At 58.6% G+C, this 17,542-nt stretch carries 16 protein-coding genes; 10 read left to right on the top strand and 6 right to left on the bottom strand.

The window, feature by feature from the left end:
• Both ACEK02_RS03725 and ACEK02_RS03720 read right to left on the bottom strand, forming a co-directional pair.
• Window positions 1-545, bottom strand: a 545-nt coding sequence (locus ACEK02_RS03725) for an ATP-binding protein (RefSeq protein ID WP_371420457.1), incomplete at its 3' end; no start/stop codon positions are given.
• A 565-nt stretch (window positions 546-1,110) separates the two neighbouring features.
• Window positions 1,111-2,637: a type IV secretory system conjugative DNA transfer family protein gene (locus tag ACEK02_RS03720; protein WP_371420456.1), complete on the bottom strand. Its 1,527-nt coding sequence runs from the start codon at window positions 2,635-2,637 to the stop codon at window positions 1,111-1,113.
• Window positions 2,638-2,640: 3 nt separating this feature from the next.
• Between ACEK02_RS03720 and ACEK02_RS03715 the strand changes: the two genes are divergently transcribed.
• Window positions 2,641-2,961: a hypothetical protein gene (locus ACEK02_RS03715; protein WP_371420455.1), complete on the top strand. Its 321-nt coding sequence runs from the start codon at window positions 2,641-2,643 to the stop codon at window positions 2,959-2,961.
• An 84-nt stretch (window positions 2,962-3,045) separates the two neighbouring features.
• Here the strand turns inward: ACEK02_RS03715 and ACEK02_RS03710 are convergent, their stop codons facing one another.
• Window positions 3,046-3,348: a DUF736 domain-containing protein gene (locus ACEK02_RS03710; RefSeq protein WP_371420454.1), complete on the bottom strand. Its 303-nt coding sequence runs from the start codon at window positions 3,346-3,348 to the stop codon at window positions 3,046-3,048.
• Window positions 3,349-3,936: 588 nt separating this feature from the next.
• Here ACEK02_RS03710 and ACEK02_RS03705 point away from each other — a divergent pair.
• The gene (locus ACEK02_RS03705; protein ID WP_371420453.1) at window positions 3,937-4,104 is read left to right on the top strand and encodes a ribbon-helix-helix domain-containing protein; all 168 of its coding nucleotides are present in this window, start codon (window positions 3,937-3,939) and stop codon (window positions 4,102-4,104) included.
• A gap of 98 nt (window positions 4,105-4,202) precedes the next feature.
• Here the strand turns inward: ACEK02_RS03705 and ACEK02_RS03700 are convergent, their stop codons facing one another.
• Entirely contained in the window at window positions 4,203-4,532 is a 330-nt protein-coding gene (locus ACEK02_RS03700) for a hypothetical protein (protein ID WP_371420452.1), read from the bottom strand.
• 331 nt (window positions 4,533-4,863) lie between these two features.
• On the opposite strand from ACEK02_RS03700, the gene ACEK02_RS03695 reads away from it, so the two are divergent.
• A complete protein-coding gene (locus tag ACEK02_RS03695) occupies window positions 4,864-6,417 on the top strand; it encodes a hypothetical protein (protein WP_371420451.1) in 1,554 nt (517 codons plus the stop codon).
• A 431-nt stretch (window positions 6,418-6,848) separates the two neighbouring features.
• Here the strand turns inward: ACEK02_RS03695 and ACEK02_RS03690 are convergent, their stop codons facing one another.
• Window positions 6,849-7,214 (bottom strand): hypothetical protein, encoded by a 366-nt coding sequence (locus ACEK02_RS03690; protein ID WP_371420450.1) that lies wholly within the window; start codon window positions 7,212-7,214, stop codon window positions 6,849-6,851.
• A 158-nt stretch (window positions 7,215-7,372) separates the two neighbouring features.
• Here ACEK02_RS03690 and ACEK02_RS03685 point away from each other — a divergent pair, with 158 nt between their 5' ends.
• The 3 genes from ACEK02_RS03685 to ACEK02_RS03675 are packed head-to-tail and all read left to right on the top strand — an operon-like array spanning window position 7,373 to window position 10,685.
• Window positions 7,373-8,899 (top strand): recombinase family protein, encoded by a 1,527-nt coding sequence (locus ACEK02_RS03685; RefSeq protein WP_371420449.1) that lies wholly within the window; start codon window positions 7,373-7,375, stop codon window positions 8,897-8,899.
• Complete coding sequence (locus tag ACEK02_RS03680; protein WP_371420448.1) at window positions 8,896-9,786, top strand: plasmid partitioning protein RepB C-terminal domain-containing protein; 891 nt, start codon at window positions 8,896-8,898, stop codon at window positions 9,784-9,786. Before ACEK02_RS03685 ends, ACEK02_RS03680 begins: the two co-directional genes overlap by 4 nt.
• A complete protein-coding gene (locus ACEK02_RS03675) occupies window positions 9,783-10,685 on the top strand; it encodes a plasmid partitioning protein RepB C-terminal domain-containing protein (protein WP_371420447.1) in 903 nt (300 codons plus the stop codon). Before ACEK02_RS03680 ends, ACEK02_RS03675 begins: the two co-directional genes overlap by 4 nt.
• Before the next feature lie 130 nt (window positions 10,686-10,815).
• On the opposite strand, the gene ACEK02_RS03670 is transcribed toward ACEK02_RS03675, so the two are convergent.
• Complete coding sequence (locus ACEK02_RS03670; protein WP_371420446.1) at window positions 10,816-12,030, bottom strand: DUF3846 domain-containing protein; 1,215 nt, start codon at window positions 12,028-12,030, stop codon at window positions 10,816-10,818.
• A 368-nt stretch (window positions 12,031-12,398) separates the two neighbouring features.
• On the opposite strand from ACEK02_RS03670, the gene mobF reads away from it, so the two are divergent.
• The 4 genes from mobF to ACEK02_RS03650 all read left to right on the top strand — a co-directional run.
• Complete coding sequence (mobF, locus tag ACEK02_RS03665) at window positions 12,399-15,059, top strand: MobF family relaxase (protein WP_371420445.1); 2,661 nt, start codon at window positions 12,399-12,401, stop codon at window positions 15,057-15,059.
• Between the two features lie 34 nt (window positions 15,060-15,093).
• On the top strand, window positions 15,094-15,327 hold the full coding sequence (locus ACEK02_RS03660) for a hypothetical protein (protein ID WP_371420444.1): 234 nt from the start codon (window positions 15,094-15,096) through the stop codon (window positions 15,325-15,327).
• Between the two features lie 21 nt (window positions 15,328-15,348).
• The gene (locus tag ACEK02_RS03655; protein ID WP_371420443.1) at window positions 15,349-15,711 is read left to right on the top strand and encodes a hypothetical protein; all 363 of its coding nucleotides are present in this window, start codon (window positions 15,349-15,351) and stop codon (window positions 15,709-15,711) included.
• Window positions 15,712-15,819: 108 nt separating this feature from the next.
• A partial coding sequence (locus ACEK02_RS03650) for a recombinase family protein (protein ID WP_371420442.1) occupies window positions 15,820-17,542 on the top strand: 1,723 nt, incomplete at its 3' end.

The raw sequence follows: 17,542 nt of genomic DNA, 5'->3' as shown, positions 1-17,542 counted from the left end.
CGCCGGCGCTCGCTGTCGCGACTGATCGCTTCGGGGAAACCGCCAAGCAGGACAAGCTGGACAAGGTCGTCGCCCAGGATTGCGTCCCGCTGGCTCCGGAGATTTCCTGCGAAGAGGTGCTCTAGGAAAGTCGGCGTCCGGCCTTCGATCTCCGCCCTTGCGAGCGGCAGCATCTGTATGGTCTCCATCCGGCCGGCCAGGCTGTCGGCGACCCGCGGCAAAGTTAGGACATTCGCCGAGCCAGTGAGCAGGAAGCGACCCGGCCGATAGTCCTCATCAACCGTCTTCTTGATTGCCAACAGCAGGTCGGGCGCGCGCTGGATTTCGTCGATAATGGCCCGATCGAGGCCGCGGATGAAGCCGGCGGGATCGGACTGGGCGGCCTCAAGGACCGTTTGATCATCGAGTGTGATATAGGTCCGCCCGGCTTCTCCCATTTTGCGGACGAGCGTGGTCTTGCCGGCACGGCGCGGGCCCACGATCAGGACCACCGGCGTATCAGAAAGGGCTTCCTCTGCCCGTCGCTCCACAAACCGTCCGAACATGCCATCTCCGAATCCGGAAGATTGGAACTATCGGAGGCGGCTGATTGGGAGTCAATGGTCCGCTAATTGGAAGTTATGGACCGCGATCTGGAAGCCCTGGAGGGGAAAGCTTTCCCCCCTGGTCGACGCCGGCGTCGCCGACACACCCCCTTCTGCGGGGAGATCCCCGCAACGCCCCCCTAGAGAGAGTGCGGACCGGGTTTCCGTGACGGGTTGAAAGCTGGACAGAGGCCTCCGGCGCCCGTCGCGGAGATCCCCGATGTCCAGCAAGACCGCTTTGCCACGCCCCGGCCACGACCGGGCGAGCCTCTATGACGAAATCGCCGAGGGTTCGGGCAAGCCGGTAGCAGGACCGGCGAACTGGTCGTCCGCGACAGTACTACCGGTCGCGAGCGCCAGCGGATTGTTCAGTCGCGCAAAGGCCGCTGCAAATCTAGGCAGATGGCCGCTGGCTGATGACGCCGGCCTTGGACATTCTACGGATGTACCGTATTCGAATTTTGATCGCACGTGTCCTGACAAGGGCGTCGACCGCCCTTGTCTTAACTTACCATGCGCTATGCCTTTAGATCCGCCCCACGGGCGGGACTTTGATGATCAAGTTCTCGAAGCGCGGGTCATTATGGGCCACGGTTTTCCAAAGCCGCACGGGATGGCGGGCGTAGAACGGACTGTTCGGGAAGACGATGAGCTCCTTGGTGTCGAGCGTCGTAAGCTCTTCCTTCGTCATCAGCCGGGCTTCTTGCGTGGCAGTCGACGTCGTCGCTGCACCGTTTTGGCCCACCCCCATTGATTTGGACTCAACGAGCGCCGAAAAACTCCCCAGTGCTCGCGACCAGCGATCACTTTCCTCGGGATCGGTGGCGGGCACGTCGAACAGGACGACGATGTCGGCGGTGCTCATGAGCGTGCGCGCGCCGGATTCGCCGTAAGTTGTGACCATCTGTGCGCGGTCCTGCCAGATCGTCCACAGGCTGGCACCATGCCCGGGGAGTTCGCCACTGGCTTTGAGGATCGCATCGAAACGGCCGAGAGTGCTGGCCTCGTCGATGAAGATCACCATGCGCTCCGCGGGATGATGTTCACGGACCGTATCGAAGATATCTCCGAGCAGCCAGCGTACGAAGGGGGCCAGCGCCACATTGTCCCGGCTGGGGATAGCCACGAACAGATCGATATCGCCGCGCGCGAGATCGGACAGTTCGAACGAATTGCTCGTGACCATTTTGGCGGGCCGTTCATCGTTCAGCCACGAAAATGCCTGTGCAGCCGTCGAGACGATGGTGTCGCGCCCCTTGGGTTCGCTCTCCATGATCATCAGAGCGGCTTGTGCTGCGGGCATCGCCTTGTGTTGCTTGAGGCCATCGAGCAGATCTTCGTGCGCGTTCAACAACCGCAACACTTCCGGGACATTTGGCGACTTCGAATGCAGGGCGACAATCATGACGCCGACAATGAGATCGACAGCGCGATTGTTGAAATAGGTAGCGGCAGCATCACCGCCGCCGGTGAGTTCGGGCAGAAGAATTCTCGCGATATGCTGCAAGTAGAGGACGTCCTTCGGGTCGACATGGGCGAGCGGGTTCCAGCTATCTGTGCCACCCACAAGTCCCAGCGGATCGAGGCACCGCACAGTGCGTCCCAGTTTCCGCCGGCGCTCTGCCACTGCGCGATAGGCGTCGCCTTTAGGATCGATCACAACTGCCGGTCCGAGCCATGCCTCGATTTCTGGGTAGGCCAGGTTCGGGATCAACAGCCCCGACGATTTGCCCTTTCGCGGTGGCGCGATCGTCAGCAGATTGCCTTCGATCGAGACGCGCACGGCGTGACCACTGGTCTTGCTGATGCCCAATTCTAGGCCGGTGGTCATCTTGCCGACCTCAGCCGGCGTCGCCCATCGCGCCGCCCCATGGATGCCGATCGGATCGCGCTTGAGTGCGGACTTCTTGGTCCGGATCATCAGCAAAGCGAGAACGCAAAATGCGCCCACTGTGACACCGAGATAGAGAAGACCGCCGCCTGCGAAGTCCTCGGATCGCCTGGTAAGCATCGACCAGTATGGCGAAACCACCTCGCCGACTTTGAACGTCAAGACATGGTCGATCCAGATCCTGGGCTGAATGGCGCTCGGCGGCCACGCTGCCGGGTCGGCACCATGTTGAGCCATCATGGCCAATGGATATCCGAAGAGGATGATACTCAACACAGTCAGGACGACAACGCCCAAATTCCATATCATGCGAAACATTCTAAACTCCACATCTGCAGCATCCCTTCGCTTCGCGCTCCGATGCTGCGCGGCCTCGTACTAGCGATCGTCAATCCGCATGTTATTTGTGGACATCCGATGCATGTCGAAGCTCTTAACGCGGCGAAGCGCGGAATGGCAGGCCTGAAAAATGCAATGCAAATTTGATCGCCGGTCTTGATCCCGTCGACTTTATCCGCACAGCGCTCAGAGCAAAGAAATGGCGCGGCCGAGATGGCCGCGCCGAAGCTCTTAGTCAGCGTTGCGGCGTGACCAGATCAGTGCATGTTCACCGTCTCGGCCTTCAACGAGGCTGGCGAAGATCGGGTTTGCAAAAGTCGGATCATCGAGGCGGACAAAGAAATATTCGCGCCCGTCCTTGCGGGCCTTCTTCCAGGCTGCACCAAGCTCGATGTCTCCACTGAGGATGCGGAAGTCGGGTCCTTTGTCGGTGCGTGGCAGGGCCAAAAATTCTGCACCGATCGACAGCGACAGCGTCTTGAGGTTGCCGATGAAGCGGTTATTGGTCTTCGTAAAGGTGCCGATGGTCGTCATGATCGATTTCCCGTTCGTTTTCGAGTGCCGCCTAATTGCGTTCTCGATGACGGCCCTGACGACGACAGGCGATCGACCTGCAACTTGAGGCCGAAGCAACGCGGAGGATGGCGGAAGCTGACCTTTTTGTCTCGCGCGAGGAGCCAAGCAAAGCGCGGCGGGGAAAAAGGTCGAGCGCCGCCGTTGCAGGGATACGATCGAGGGCAAAGCCCGACCTGTCGGCGATACCGTCCATCATCCGAGAACTCACCCAAGCGGAACCGACGCGGGAAAGCTCATTCGACCGCACAGCCGAAGTCGGTCTTGACCGGAACGGACCTGCCGTCAGTCGCACTCGATCCGTGTGGAAGCGCATGCGCGGGCCGCCCCCCTACGGGACTTGCGTTGACAATCTGGAATGTGGCATGCGGAGATGGGCTGGCCAAACAGCACCGAGCGGACTGGAGCGCCGACGATAAGGCCAATCAGCCGTCGGTCTGTCGATACGCCGACGTTATGGAATGTGATAAGCGGAATTCGATATGAAATCTGCTGTAAAAAAGCGTTCGGTTGCTGTTAGCGACCACAGGACAGGTGTTGTCCTCGAGAATGAATTCTCGGGATTGTCTCGATGAGATTGCAGCGGTCAAAGGCTTATCCATCAGGGTCTTGATAGCTCAAATCGACGCCCGTCGCACCTCCAGTAATCTATCTTCGGAAATCCGCGCCTTCGTCCTCGATCACAACAGAACCGAACACCCGCCCCAGCGCGACTGATTTACGGCGAGAAGGAACGCTACGTCTATTACCAGCTCTCCGGAAACATCTGAGGTGCAATTGAAGGCAGGTCGGGCCTTAGTCCGACCTGCTGTTTGTTAACCGACCTTCGTGGTCTGGAAGGCCACTGCGATCCGCTCGAAGAGCGTGCGCGGCGGATAAATCACGCCGGCCAGCCTCAAGGCCGTCACGATCTTCAAGGCGCCCTCGAACTCCGTCAGCAGGATTGCCAACTCTTCGGGAGTGACGTGGGTCGCACCGAAGTCGTGCGGGATGTTGTCGTCGAACGCGTCCATCGTGACCTTGGTCGCGAACTGCCGGGCCCAGTCCACCTGCATGGCGTTGGGCGTTTTGCACGGCATTGCCATGCGCTGGAGCTCATCTTCGAGCGAGTGGGAGACTGCCATGATCGCGGGGTGCACGGGCATGTCGTGGCCTTTCGGTTATCAGCAGGGCGGAATGCCGTGTTGTGCGATCGGCTTAACGCTTCCGAACAATGACATTCAATAAAACAAGATGCATTGCAAATTCGGTGTCGGACACTGTGCTACTTATCGCATGAAGCATGATGAAAACCGGCGAATGGACGCGTGTAATACATTAAAATCGTGATCGGCGGACAGCTTTGACGAATAGCGATAATTTGACAGATCGATTTCACGCTATCTGAATTTGTCTGGTCCATAGGGAGGAGGTCGCCTTCGCGGCAATTCTTCGACCTTCGAGATCCTCGCAATCATACCGGGATTAATCATCGCAATGCCGCTGTCTTCGCTGCGTAAAGCCGCCAGTATTTCGGACGAGATTGATACATATGACGAAAGGGAAATCCCCCCGGAACTGCAGGAGCCTCCCGAGGCGCGCCCCGGCGACGTGAACTACGTCCACTCGGTTTTCTACGATCCCAGCCGATTCGAAACGTTTCCCGACAGACTGTTGGGACAGGTGCGTGACGCCTTTCCAGGTCAGCCATTGTGGCGGCCTGAGGCCGTGCATCCGGCAAGTTTGCACGGGCGCATGGTGGTCTACAGTTCGCTTCAAACCGAAAAATTTGTTCGAGACGGTTATGTCGCCGAGCTAGAGCCTCCGACCTTCAAGGGCGGCAAGGCGCCCAAGCGTTCGCCCGCAAGCCAGTTGGCTTGGGACGCGTTCTTGGTAAACGCGTCCTTTGCTGAGGCCATAGCCGACGCCATTCATAAATGCCACGATCAGTACGGTTTGGACCTCGTCTTCAAGAATCCCGTTGTCAGCGCTCTCGCGCCAATCGTCGGAAAGTTCGCTAAAGGTAAACCGAAAATCGCCCCGACCGTGCTTTGCAGCCATGGAAAACTATTGGTTGGTCCACGGGCTATCTTGGCGTTGCCAAGAGCCAACAGACAGGCAGTCATCGCTTATCCGGCGGAGCCGACAACAGTCAGCACGATATCGAAAAGTGGGCGCGAACTTTATAGCCTTTGGACAAGTGATAGTCGGATTGCAATTCGCCGACGCGTGCTCAAAGAGATTCGTTCATGGCTTGCTCACCCGAATCCAGACTTTGATCCAGAGGGCGCTTTGCTGTGGGCGCTTCAGACCGTGGCCATTCTGCGTGTCCAGGCAACCGATTGGAAGGGACGTGAACGTCGCAGCTACGTACTCAGCCAGCGGGCCCGAGTTGCAGATGGCGATCCAGAGCAGCGAACTAAATCTCAGGACGACCAGATCGAGTTCGCCAAGCTGGTGGACGGACTTCGGGGTCGCCGCAACGACGTCTGTCCGATCGATATCAGGCGAGCACCTGTCACAGCCCGTGCTGACGTCATTTCCATGATGGCAGGTGGTATTGGCCTGGAAGACGAAGCGATCTGGCAAGATGATCTTGTCCATCGCGATAATCTCGCTCGCCAGAATCTCGGCAGTCTGGCCGCCTGGATCGGTCAGTTAAAGCGCTTTCATTGTGCAACGCTGAGCACTGGCCTCGCGCGATTGATCGAAGAGATCGTCACGGATTCTCCGAACACGCTTCTAGAACTGGATCTCACCGGGGATGATTGGTCGGGTGTAAACCTCGTGCGTGCTCAGTTGCCCGATCTCATCTGGCGCACTCTGTTCGAGGCTCTGCTATACAATGATCGAGGCGTGACTGAGATCGAGGTCCGCTACGAATGGAATGACGTGCCTACCGAGCCCGCCGTGATCGTGCCCCCTCGAGCTGGACTAGATGCCGACGTCATTACCATCGCGGGGCCGCTGCTCGATCTATCGCCAGCGCGCCGTGCGTGGTGGCGGCAGCAGGTCGCGCAATTTCGTGCGATCGGCTCGCTTACGGTCTGATGACGGCCGAAGCATTTCAATCAGATCTCAATGCTCTTCAGGGAAGTCGACCCATGGGTTCGACTTCTCAATTCTCCGACAAATAACGCAGCGAAAGTCGATCGAATACATACGGCGTACTATAAAAACGCGTTTCATGGTGGCGAGTAAAATTCCGGCATCGTTGCTGTTAGGGGTCTCTTACCTAAATGCATGCCAGGCCAGACATTTCAGTGCTTACCGTATGAGCGAAGCGGATAGCTCCAATCAGGCTGATCGCAATCAGATCCGAACATCCAACCTTCAGCTTAGATACGCTGCCTCGTCAGCCGGCTATCTGAGCTGACCGGATAGCAGGTTTGACCGAGTGTTCACAGCGATGGGAAAACAGCATGTGACATCGCGTAGAGACAGCGATCTGACAAACGAGGCAATATTTTACGCAATCTCTTTCACCGTTTATCTTCCATCAGCTCTTTAAATTTTCGAAGTGATCGCGACATTTCATCGCAAATCTTATGCAATTTTACGCCTGAAACAGCATTGTCGCGCTCGGTCAAGGTAAGAATCACGTCAAAAACATTCTCGGAATGACAGGCCAGCAAGAGCAGGTGCTCGCCCCGAGGGCCGGACGATCCGTTTAGCCAATTCTTGATCGTTCGTTCGCTCGCGCCGGTCCACTGCCGCACCCTTTTGTTGGCTTGATGTGTTGGCCCGAGCTCGCTTCTCAGTGCTTGTCGGATTGCCCTCGCGTAAACGAGACGTGGCGTGTTTTCGCCGCTGCCATTGCGGAAAATTCTGCCCCTTTTAGGCAACATTCTGCCCATCCCTTCCAATTAGATGCGGAGAGCGGAAGATTGACGGCAAATAACTTTCGGCCAACGAAACCTTTCGGTGAAAATGGTTGGGAAATCCCTTGAGACAGAGCGATCCCGTAAAGAATCACGCGACCGATCCCGGCCGGCAGGGTCCGCCAATGGCGCTCGTACGCGCTGCCGAATATGTTCGGATGTCTACCGAGCATCAGAAGTATTCCACGGATCTCCAATCAGAAACGATCAGGCATTATGCGAGCCAACGTGGATTAACGATCGTTCGCACTTATGCCGACGAGGGGCGTAGCGGGCTGAATATTGAAGGTCGCGTAGGTTTGCAGTCCTTGCTGGCCGATGTGGAAGGCGGGAGCGCCGACTTCTCAGTCGTCGTTGTCTACGACATTAGCCGCTGGGGGCGTTTTCAAGATTCAGATGAGGCTGCTTCATACGAGTATCGATGCCGGGCGGCCGGTGTCCACGTCGCTTACTGTGCTGAGCAGTTCGAGAACGACGGAAGTATCGGATCCGACGTCCAGAAGGTTGTTAAAAGGCGGATGGCTGCTGAGTACAGCCGCGACCTGTCAATTAAGGTGCACGCAGGCCAATGCAACCTGATCAGAAAGGGTTTCCGTCAAGGCGGTCCGCCGGGCTTCGGCTTACGTCGGCAGTTGATGGATGAAAGTGGCAACTCCAAAGGCGAACTGCACCGCAAACAACATAAGAGTATTCAAACCGACCGTGTCGTTCTCGTGCCGGGGCCAGAAGCGGAAACCGATATTGTCAGGAGCGTCTACCATAGCTTCGTCGCTGATGGGCGCACCGAGTCCGAGATTGCGGCAGGGCTCAACGAGCAGGGAATTTTCACCGACCTCGGACATTCCTGGACCAAAGGCACGGTCCATCAGCTCCTCATCAACGAGAAATACATCGGCAACAACGTCTGGAACAGGCGGTCCTTCAAGTTAAAGCGGCGCCGTGTCCAAAACGAACCTGCACTATGGGTACGCGCAGACGGTGTGTTTGAGGCCGTCGTCGACCGAGCGCTTTTTGAAGCTGCAGCAGAGATCATACGCGCAAGATCACTGCGTTTGACGGACGAAGAGATGTTGGAAGCCCTTCGAAGATTGTTGGCGCATTCAGGATCGCTCTCCGGACTGATCATCGATGAAGCCGAAAACTGCCCTTCTAGCAGCGCTTATCAGGGTCGATTCGGCAATCTTCTCCGGGCATACGAACTCGTGGGATATACCCCGGAACGAGACTATCGGTACGTCGAAATCAACCAAGGCTTGCGGCGTCTTTACCCGGAGATCGTTTCCGATGTGGTCACAGGCATTGAGCGTGCCGGTGCCCACGTTATACGCAATCCCGAAAACGATCTTTTGACTGTTAACGAAGAGTTCTCGGTCTCCGTCGTGGTCGTCCGTTGCTTGGAGACCCGTGGCGGGTCGCTGCGCTGGTCTGTCCGTCTGGATCGGGGCTTGTTCCCGGATCTCACGGTTGCGGTGCGTATGGACCGCTCCAACATTGTTGCCCGTGACTATCTGATTTTACCAAGCTTCGACATGGACAGGCAGGTCTTACGCCTCGGCGAACATAATGGACTTTCGCTCGATGCCTATCTTTTTGATTCTCTAGACCCGCTCTTTGAAATGGCGGAGCGCGTATCACTCTCGGAGGTCGCATGAAGCAGCTCGATGACGCTAACTTTGTTCATTTGATAACAGTTTCTCGGATCACCGTCGTCAACCCCAGAATCCGCAACAAAAAAACCTTCAGAGAGCTCGTCGAAAACATCGCGGCATTGGGCCTCAAAAAGCCGATCACGGTCACACGTCGGGAAGAGCCCGACGGTTCGTCTTATGACCTTGTTTGTGGGCAAGGTCGACTGGAAGCGTACATGGAGCTTGGCGAAACCGAAATTCCAGCGCTCATTATCCAAGCAGATCCCGAGGATTGCATGGTCAAGAGCTTGGTCGAAAACTGTGCGCGGCGACAGCATCGTGCCATCGACTTGCTCCACGACATCGGTGGGATGAAGCAGCGAGGATATTCCGACGCTGAAATCGCAAAAAAGACGGGACTGTCTCAGGAATACGTTCGCGGTGTCGGCCGATTACTGGCGCAAGGGGAACAACGCCTCTTACGCGCAATGGAAGCGGGCCATATTCCGGTCAGCGTCGCAGTCGAGATCGCCGAGGCCGACGATGTGGGTGTGCAAGAGGCCTTGCATAATGCTTATGAGAGCAATCTGTTACGCGGTCGCAAACTGATGATTGTCAGGCGGATCGTCGAAAGTCGGCGTCGCCGAGGTAGAAAGTTCGAGACCGGCTCCTCTAAAACGGCACAAAAGCTTTCCTCCCGGTCTCTCGTTCGAGCCTACCGTGAAGACACTGACCGAAAACGTCTCCTGATCCGGAAGGCCGACGCCACCCGAAACCGATTGATCTTCATCGCCCACGCCATGCGCGAGTTGTTTAATGACGAAAAGCTTGTCTCACTTTTGAAGGGAGAGAAGCTCGACACAATCCCGCGGAAGCTCGCCAGTCGGATGGAACGTGGAGATATTGCATGACAGCCCGTAAGTCCGAACGTCGCCCTGTCGCGATGGCCTTCGAGCGGGAGAGTGTCTCAATCCCAATGGTCAACATTCAACCGCTTCATCTCGTCAGCGACAGCGTCAAAAAAACCCCTAAATATGCTCAGATTCAGTCCTCCATTCGCGAGATCGGACTGGTTGAGCCACCGGTCGTCGCGCGAGCACGGGACGAGAAGAACAAATATCTCTTGCTTGATGGACACTTGAGGCTGGAGGTCCTGCGCGAGCTTGGAGCATCTGAAGTAACGTGCCTGATCGCAACGGACGACGAGGCCTTCACCTACAACAAGCGCGTGAGCCGGATTGCGATCATTCAGGAGCGCAACATGATCATGACGGCGATTAAACGAGGAGTCCCGGAAGAGCGGATCGCCAAGGTCCTCAATGTAAATGTCTCGCATGTTCGCCTGAAGCGTCGCCTGCTGGACGGGATATGCGCGGAAGCCGTTGAGCTTCTCAAGGATAAGCACGTGCCGATTTCGACATTTGCAGAGCTGAGAAAAATGGTGCCGATGCGCCAGATCGAAGCGGCTCAGCTTATGGTCGCTATGAACAAGTACTCGATCACCTACGCGAAGTCTTTGTTCGGTGCCACGCCGCAGTCCCAGTTGATCGACTCGGCAAAGCCCAAACAGGTCGAGGGACTAACCGACGATCAGGTTGCATTAATGGAGAGAGAATCGGCCAATCTGGATCGTGAGTTTCGCCTCATGGAAGAGTCATATGGGAATGACAATATGGATCTGGTGGTCGCCACTGGTTACCTGCAGCGGATTATCGAAAATGTGCGAGTTGTGCGTTACCTCGCCCAGAACTTTCCGGAACTCCTGGCGGAATTCCAGAAAATATCTGAGTCCACCAGGCCCTCCGCCTAAAAATCTAGGACCGAAAAAGAGGGGTGATAGGCATTCGATCAAAAGCCGTCTCTAAGGGTAACCCGAAATCCTCCTGCGGCTAGGCCGTCGACGCCAGCACGCTGACCAAACCGTAACGTATTTTCTATATTCAGGCTGGGACAACCACGACACGATTCGTACCCAACGTCGGATCCGGCTCGAAAAACTTGACGCGTCGAATGATGTCATCGACGCTGCACTTGACTGCAGCCAACGCATACTCACCGCCATATGACCCGACTATAAGGCCACGGCCTGGGAACATTTGGCCGTCAATCTCAAACGACAGCCGGTGCGTGAACAAGCCCTCGTCGTCTACGTACAGAATATCACCCTTATCAAACTCTGCGGCCAGTTGGATGTCTCCCCCAATGGCCTGTTGCAGTGTTTCTACCGAACTCGTCACATTCACAGACTTGACGCTGCGCTGATAGGGATCGATCAGGATCGCGGGATAGCGCGTCCCCTTGAGTGCCTCACCTGACTTAGAAGCGTCGCCGTGGCCGGCAGGAAGCAGCCGGGACACGTTCAGGAACGTCGATCCTGCCGGCAGGAACGCGTCGGGGCCGTTCAGTTTTTCCGCGCGCCTGACATCGATTTTCCGCAGGTGGCTCGCGAGCCCGCGCTCCTGCTCCTGTGCTGCATACCAGGCGGTGACACAAGCGACACGTTGAAGTTCCTGGGCGAGCATCGAGGATGTTACGCCGGCCGCTTGCAGGAGATCCGCGCTAACGGGTTGTTGATTTGGCGGTCCGCTTAACGGCGGAACAGTGTCAATTGCCATGACCTCGTGTGTCGCTCCCCACATCCACGTCAGAATCCGGCGGCTGAATTCGCCGGGGGGCGACACGACCGCAAATGCCCGCGGGGCTGCAGGCCGCCGTCCGTCGGAGCTCCTTTGAGTGAGCAGCACGATGGCCGATACTTCGAAGCTGTCGGCGATTACCAGCGCTTGGTCAACAAAGTCTAAATACACCGCCAGATATTGATTGTTAAACATCTCGGCCTCGTCGGCCATCGCCTTCGTCATTTGCAGCTTTGCAAGGCCGCCGAGCGTCTTCTGGTCGACTTGGAATGCTGCAACGTGGCGATCGGAATGCCCGCCCTGATCTAGGAACCAGCGCGCGACCGTGGCGTCGAACTCTGTATTGATATCGACACCGCCGCGAGACCTCGCGCGGATGACGGCCGCTCTGTTTGCCGTCATCATCATGGCGAGCAGCGGGTTCTTTGCCTGCGGGAGGTGGCCCTCGCCCCGATCCACGAGATCTGCCGCTACCTCGCGGCCGGCATCCAGCAGGAATCGATCCAACCACGTCGTCATTCTCTTTTTCTCCAAATTCGGTGGCGTCTCAATACACAACGCGGCCTCTAGTCGAGTGAATACAAATGTTCAAATCCAACCAATCCATACTGAGCATCGCGAAAACCGCCGAGTGAGTGCTTCCCGCAGGGGTCGTCATCTTTTCGGCTGGCGGTAGCTTTGCTGGTCGACGTGAAATCTCCATCTCGACAGTCCTTCAACCAGGTAATCCACCGTCGCGGCGTTCAGTGGACGTCTGTTTTGCCGCAGATCGCAGGTAAGCACGGTCGCGCAATTGCATTGCAAATTCAGCCACTCTCAAAATTTGCAATGCACCGCACGACGATTTTAGGCGTGCTTGTTGTGGCCTCCTTCGATGGAGGCTTCTCATGGTTGCGACAATCGCAGCTGGCACGACAGCAGCGTACTACAGCAAGCAGAGCGAATATTATCTCGGCGGCGACGAACCGGTGGGTCGCTGGATCACGTCCACGGGCAACTTCGGCGCGACTCGCGGTGCGATCGTCGATAATACGCTGTTCGAGCGTCTTCATGCCGGCCTGGATGCGGACGGGGAGCCGCTGCTCACGAATGGCGTCGACGGCGCTAATCGGGTTGGCGGCATAGACCTGACGCTGTCGGCACCGAAGTCCGTCTCGGTTGTCTATGCATTGGCTGATCCGGCGACGCGACGTGCGATCGAAGATGCCCAATACATCGCAAGCGAAGCGACCATCGGCTTTCTTGAACGCAATGCTACCTTTTGTCGCCGAGGCAAGAATGGTCTGCGGCTCGAACGCGCGCCGTCGCTTACCGTCGCTTCCTTCCAACATGGCGAGGCCAGGCCTGTTGCGCACGATGACGGGCGTGTATTTGCGGATCCGAATCTGCACACTCATGCGGTTATTCTGAACTGCGCCGTTCGTGAAGACGGCACCGTCGGCGCCCTCGACGCCCGCCACTTGTTCGCGAATAAGATGGCGGCCGGCGCCGTGTACCATCTCGCGCTGGCCTCAGAACTCCAAAAGCTCGGCTTTGCGATCGGTGCCATTGGGAAGAACGGCATTTTTGAGATAGTCCCGCAGGTCGATGCCGATCGTGATGCGGGTCTCGCCCAAGGCTTCGTCGCGTTGCAGCGTCACTTCTCGGCGCGCCGCAAGGAAGTCGAGCAGGCTATTGCGGCTGAAGGCCTCACGACCGCGGACGCGCCGGCACTTGCTGCCGCGATTGCTCTCGGCACGCGCTCCACCAAGCAGGAAGAGCGCGCCATCGACCGTTTCGAGCTCTGGGCCGAAGAAGCCGCGCCCTTCCTCGACGTCGACCGCCTGGTGGAAAATCTGCGGACGCCCTGGACCCGCTATCACGCTGAGCAGGAGGCGCTGATAGCCGAGCGAGTGGCGGCGGTGCCGGCGCAGTTGACTGAATACGAAAGCGTTTTTGAGCGGCGCCACCTCCATGCCGCGGTTGCGACGTCCCTGGTGGGCACTGGCGCAGCCCCGATACGGGTCGAACAGGAAGTCGACCGTCTTATCGCAGCTGGAGGCATCGTTGAACTCGGGAAGGACGGTCTTCAGCAGCCGGTCTATTCCACCCCGGAGCAGATTGCGATCGAGCGCGAACTCGTTGCCCTGACTGAGCGTTTGGTCGGCCAGCGCCGTACGGCGCCGGATCCGGATCATGTGCTTCAGCTATGCCGGGATCACGGGCTTTCCGCTGAACAGACCCGAGCCGCTCTGTCGGCAACCACACCGGCGGCGATTTCGGTGATCGAAGGCGCCGCTGGATCCGGCAAGACGACCACGTTGGCTGCGATCGTGGCTGCGTATTCCGACCAGGCCATCTCGTCTCAGCCATTGCGCGTGATTGGAAGCGCGACGGCCTGGAAAATTGCGCGCGAACTGCAGACGCTCGGCATCGAAGCGATGGCCACCGATGCCTGGCTTGCGCGCACGGCGCTGCCGTTCCTCGATTCCAGGACCGTCCTGGTGGTCGACGAGGCCGGCCTTCTGTCGTCTCGGCAGATGCACGCGATCCTGAGCAAGGCGGGGGAGGCCGGGGCCAAGGTCATCCTGGTTGGTGACCGCGAGCAGCTCCAGTCCATCGGTGCCGGACCCGGCCTCTCGATCGTCGCAAGTGTGACTGACACCACCCGCATCGACAAGATCGTGCGGCAGCGCGAGGCCTGGATGCGCGCCGCGGTGACGGACTTTGCGAAAGGGCGCGCCGAAGAGGGGCTGCGTGCCTTCGACACACGCGGTCTTCTCACGCTGACGGCAGGCGAAAAGGCGACGGTTGAACGTATTACGGACGCCTGGGAGGATACCCAGCGCGTGGTGTCGAGCCCCTCCGTTTTGCTGATCGCCAAGACCAACGCGCAGGTTCGCGCGCTGAACGACGAAGTCCGGGTTCGCTTCAAGCGCGATGGCCGAATCGTCGGCGACGACATCGCGGTCGCGGCGGTGACGCCGTCCGGCCATGGCCAGACGCTCGCCTTCGCGATCGGCGACCGTATTCGTTTTCTGATCAGGCACGATAAGCTCAGCGTCATCAACGGCACCACGGCTACGATCACCGACATCGATGACCGTGAGACGCAGGACCCGACTCTTCATGTCGAGATCGCCGGTCGCCTGGCGCAGTTTCGCGTCTCGGACCTGGCGGACGAACACAGCCGGGTTCGCCTGGGCCATGCCTACAGCACCACGATCTACGGAGCCCAAGGCCTGACCACGGATCAGGCGTTTGTCTGGGCAAGCCCGTCGATGACCCGCCACGACACCTACGTGGCGTTCTCGCGGGCGCGTGATCGCCTCGAGATTTTCGCCGACAGCCGCGAAATCGACGCCCAGGTCCGCCTCGACCTCCCGCTGTCGGAGCGCCGGCAAGCCACGATCAGTCCGGAGCGGCGGCTTGACTGGCTGGCGGGACGGTTGTCTCGACTTCAGGTCAAGACCTGCACGCTGGATCCGATGCTGGATCACGCCGCGCGCGTGCAAGAGCGCGACCGCGAGCGCGATCGTGAACGGTCGGTGGGGTACGACCGTGGCTAAACCGCGCGTATCCAAAGTGCGCTTGCGACCGCGCGTGCCGAAAAACGCCCACACGGCGCCGGCGGCGACCGCGCCGCTGCAGAAGCTTGCCAAGCCGAAGCGCCCTGGCGGCTCCGGTCCGCGCCCCTCCGACCCCGAATTCTGGACCGTGATCAACGAGATCAGCGATCCCGTCCCCATCGCGCCTGCCGAACTCGATGCCATCGAGAGCTACTTCTCGGCAGTGCTCGACACCGTCTTCGAGTCCGCTCGCAAGACACCTTCCTGACCCAACCAAAGGACCACGACTATGCCCGACCACCTTACCCCGATCGACCCCGATACCGTCCTCGGCCTGCAGCTGGAGCACTTCGCCGATATGGCTGTCACCGCCGCACTCTGGCTGGTGCGAGAATCGCTGGACGCGATCGAGAACAAGACCGCCTTCGATCCCGACCCCAACAACATCTACCGCGTGTTGGGCCGGCCTCCGGCGGTGCGTGTGTTGCGCGATCTCACCGAAGATCAGCGCCACGACATGTTTGTCGAGGGCTTCCGTAACCTCGGCAACCCCGGCGGCATGGACAAGGCGTTCGAGTTGTCGCTGTCTCACTACAAGGAGATGTTGTGGGAGGCGTTCCGGACGCGCTGGAACAGCATCGCAAACGGGTGATCAAGGTCGCCTCTTCTTAACCGTGCGGTGGAATCGATGAGGAATCACTTCCCCTGATTCCACCGCATGAGTAGACTCTTTTTTCTGTACCGCGTGAGGATTTCCCCAATGGCCCGCAAGAATCTCAACGTCGTCGACACCGCGGCCACCACGAGTGAGCCGCGCCCGCGCAACGTGCTCATCTACAGCCGCGTCTCGACCTTGGCCCAGGCCCAGAACATGCTGAGCTCGGACGACCAGATCGCGCAACTGGTCGCGAAGAGCAAGCGCGAGGGCGACAATATCGTCGGCATCTTCCGCGACGAAGGCGAGACCGGCACCAACATGAAGAGGTCCGGCTTCGAGGAGATGATCGCGAGGGCGACTGACGGCTCGCGCACGGTCGATGCCATCCTCGTCTATTCGTTTTCTCGCGCTTTCCGGAATCAGGTCGAACAGGAGCTGACGGTCCAGTCTCTGCGCAAGCACCGCGTCGAGCTCATTTCCCACGCCGAACCGCTGGCCAATGACGACACTGGCGACATGTTTCGCAAATTCATCGGTATAGTTAACGAATATCAGAGCAAGGAAACAGCACGCGCGACCACTCGCACGATGCTGGCCAATGCTCGCCTCGGTTACTCAAACGGCGGAAACATCCCCTACGGGTATATGTCGGTGGATTCAGACATCGTCGGCAACAAGCAGAAAAAGAAACTGGCGGTCGAGCCGGTCGAGTCCGAAGTCGTCAAGCTCGCGTTCAATCTGGCTTTGAGTGGTGACGGGACCACCGGGCCGCTTGGCACCAAGAAAATCTCGATGTGGCTGAACGAACGGGGCTACCGGACCCGCAAGGGATCGTTGTTCGGCACCGGCACCGTCCATGAGCTGCTGACTCGTGAAGCCTATACCGGCTCGCGACGCTTCAACGAGTTCGATCGCAAGATTGGAGAGCGCAAGAAGACAGCTGACATCATCGAATACGACGTGCCAGAGATCATCGACCGGGCCACCTTCGATGCCGTGCAAGCCCTCCTGGTTTCCCGCCAGCCCCGCCTTAAGGGTCCGCGCCTTGCCTCGGCGCCGTCGCTGTTGGGCGGTCTCGTCCGTTGCGACTGTGCCAAGTCCTGCGCCCTGACCACGGCAACCGGCACGTCCCGGACCGGAACCGTCTATAATTATTACAAATGCGTTCAGGCGATCAAACAGGGGCGACACAAGCATGACGACGGCGCGTCCTGCAGCAACCGCAAGATCCCGCGTCCCGTCATCGAAAAGCTCGTCGTCGAGGCGTTGCTGGATCAGCTCCTGCAGCCCGAGCGGGTCACTGCCATCCTGACCACCCTCAAGGCGCGCCGCGATGGCCGTCAGGCCTCTGCCGACCGCCGCCTGGTCGATTTGGCCCGTCAGGTCTCCGATGCCGGGGAGCGGCTGTCGCGCCTCTACGCTTCGATTGAAGCCGGCACCATCGACGGCACCGACCCGTCGCTTAAGGAACGTGTTGCCGGCCTGAAGGCCACCCGAGACCGGGCCATGGAAGCTCTCGAATACGCCAAGAACTCCAGCGTGCTGCCGGTCGAGATCGATCCCGTCGCCATCGAGCGCTTCACCAGATTAATGCGTGAACAGTTGGTGTTCGGAGATGTTGCGGCCCGTAAGGCCTACTTGAGCGCCATCATCGATGCGATCGTCGTGTCCGACACCACGATCCGCATCATCGGATCAAATGACAATATCCGGGCGGCCCTTGGACCAAATGGCCAACCGACGCATTTGGTTCGTAAATCTGTTCAGGAATGGTGCCCCTGGCCGGAATCGAACCAGCACTCCTTGCGGAACTCGATTTTGAGTC

The sequence above is a fragment of the Tardiphaga sp. genome (assembly GCF_041424195.1).
In the GTDB taxonomy this organism is placed as follows: domain Bacteria; phylum Pseudomonadota; class Alphaproteobacteria; order Rhizobiales; family Xanthobacteraceae; genus Tardiphaga.
The sequence above is the reverse complement of the archived record's forward strand: the minus strand, read 5'-3'. Positions and strand labels throughout refer to the sequence as shown.

Excerpts from the sequence above, each read along its gene's own strand:
- ACEK02_RS03715 (WP_371420455.1), top strand. The coding sequence starts at position 2,641 with ATGGTCGATCCAGATCCTGGGCTGAATGGCGCTCGGCGGCCACGCTGC.
- ACEK02_RS03710 (WP_371420454.1), bottom strand. The coding sequence starts at position 3,348 with ATGACGACCATCGGCACCTTTACGAAGACCAATAACCGCTTCATCGGC.
- ACEK02_RS03705 (WP_371420453.1), top strand. The coding sequence starts at position 3,937 with ATGAATTCTCGGGATTGTCTCGATGAGATTGCAGCGGTCAAAGGCTTA.
- ACEK02_RS03700 (WP_371420452.1), bottom strand. The coding sequence starts at position 4,532 with ATGCCCGTGCACCCCGCGATCATGGCAGTCTCCCACTCGCTCGAAGAT.
- ACEK02_RS03695 (WP_371420451.1), top strand. The coding sequence starts at position 4,864 with ATGCCGCTGTCTTCGCTGCGTAAAGCCGCCAGTATTTCGGACGAGATT.
- ACEK02_RS03690 (WP_371420450.1), bottom strand. The coding sequence starts at position 7,214 with ATGTTGCCTAAAAGGGGCAGAATTTTCCGCAATGGCAGCGGCGAAAAC.
- ACEK02_RS03685 (WP_371420449.1), top strand. The coding sequence starts at position 7,373 with ATGGCGCTCGTACGCGCTGCCGAATATGTTCGGATGTCTACCGAGCAT.
- ACEK02_RS03680 (WP_371420448.1), top strand. The coding sequence starts at position 8,896 with ATGAAGCAGCTCGATGACGCTAACTTTGTTCATTTGATAACAGTTTCT.
- ACEK02_RS03675 (WP_371420447.1), top strand. The coding sequence starts at position 9,783 with ATGACAGCCCGTAAGTCCGAACGTCGCCCTGTCGCGATGGCCTTCGAG.
- ACEK02_RS03670 (WP_371420446.1), bottom strand. The coding sequence starts at position 12,030 with ATGACGACGTGGTTGGATCGATTCCTGCTGGATGCCGGCCGCGAGGTA.
- mobF (WP_371420445.1), top strand. The coding sequence starts at position 12,399 with ATGGTTGCGACAATCGCAGCTGGCACGACAGCAGCGTACTACAGCAAG.
- ACEK02_RS03655 (WP_371420443.1), top strand. The coding sequence starts at position 15,349 with ATGCCCGACCACCTTACCCCGATCGACCCCGATACCGTCCTCGGCCTG.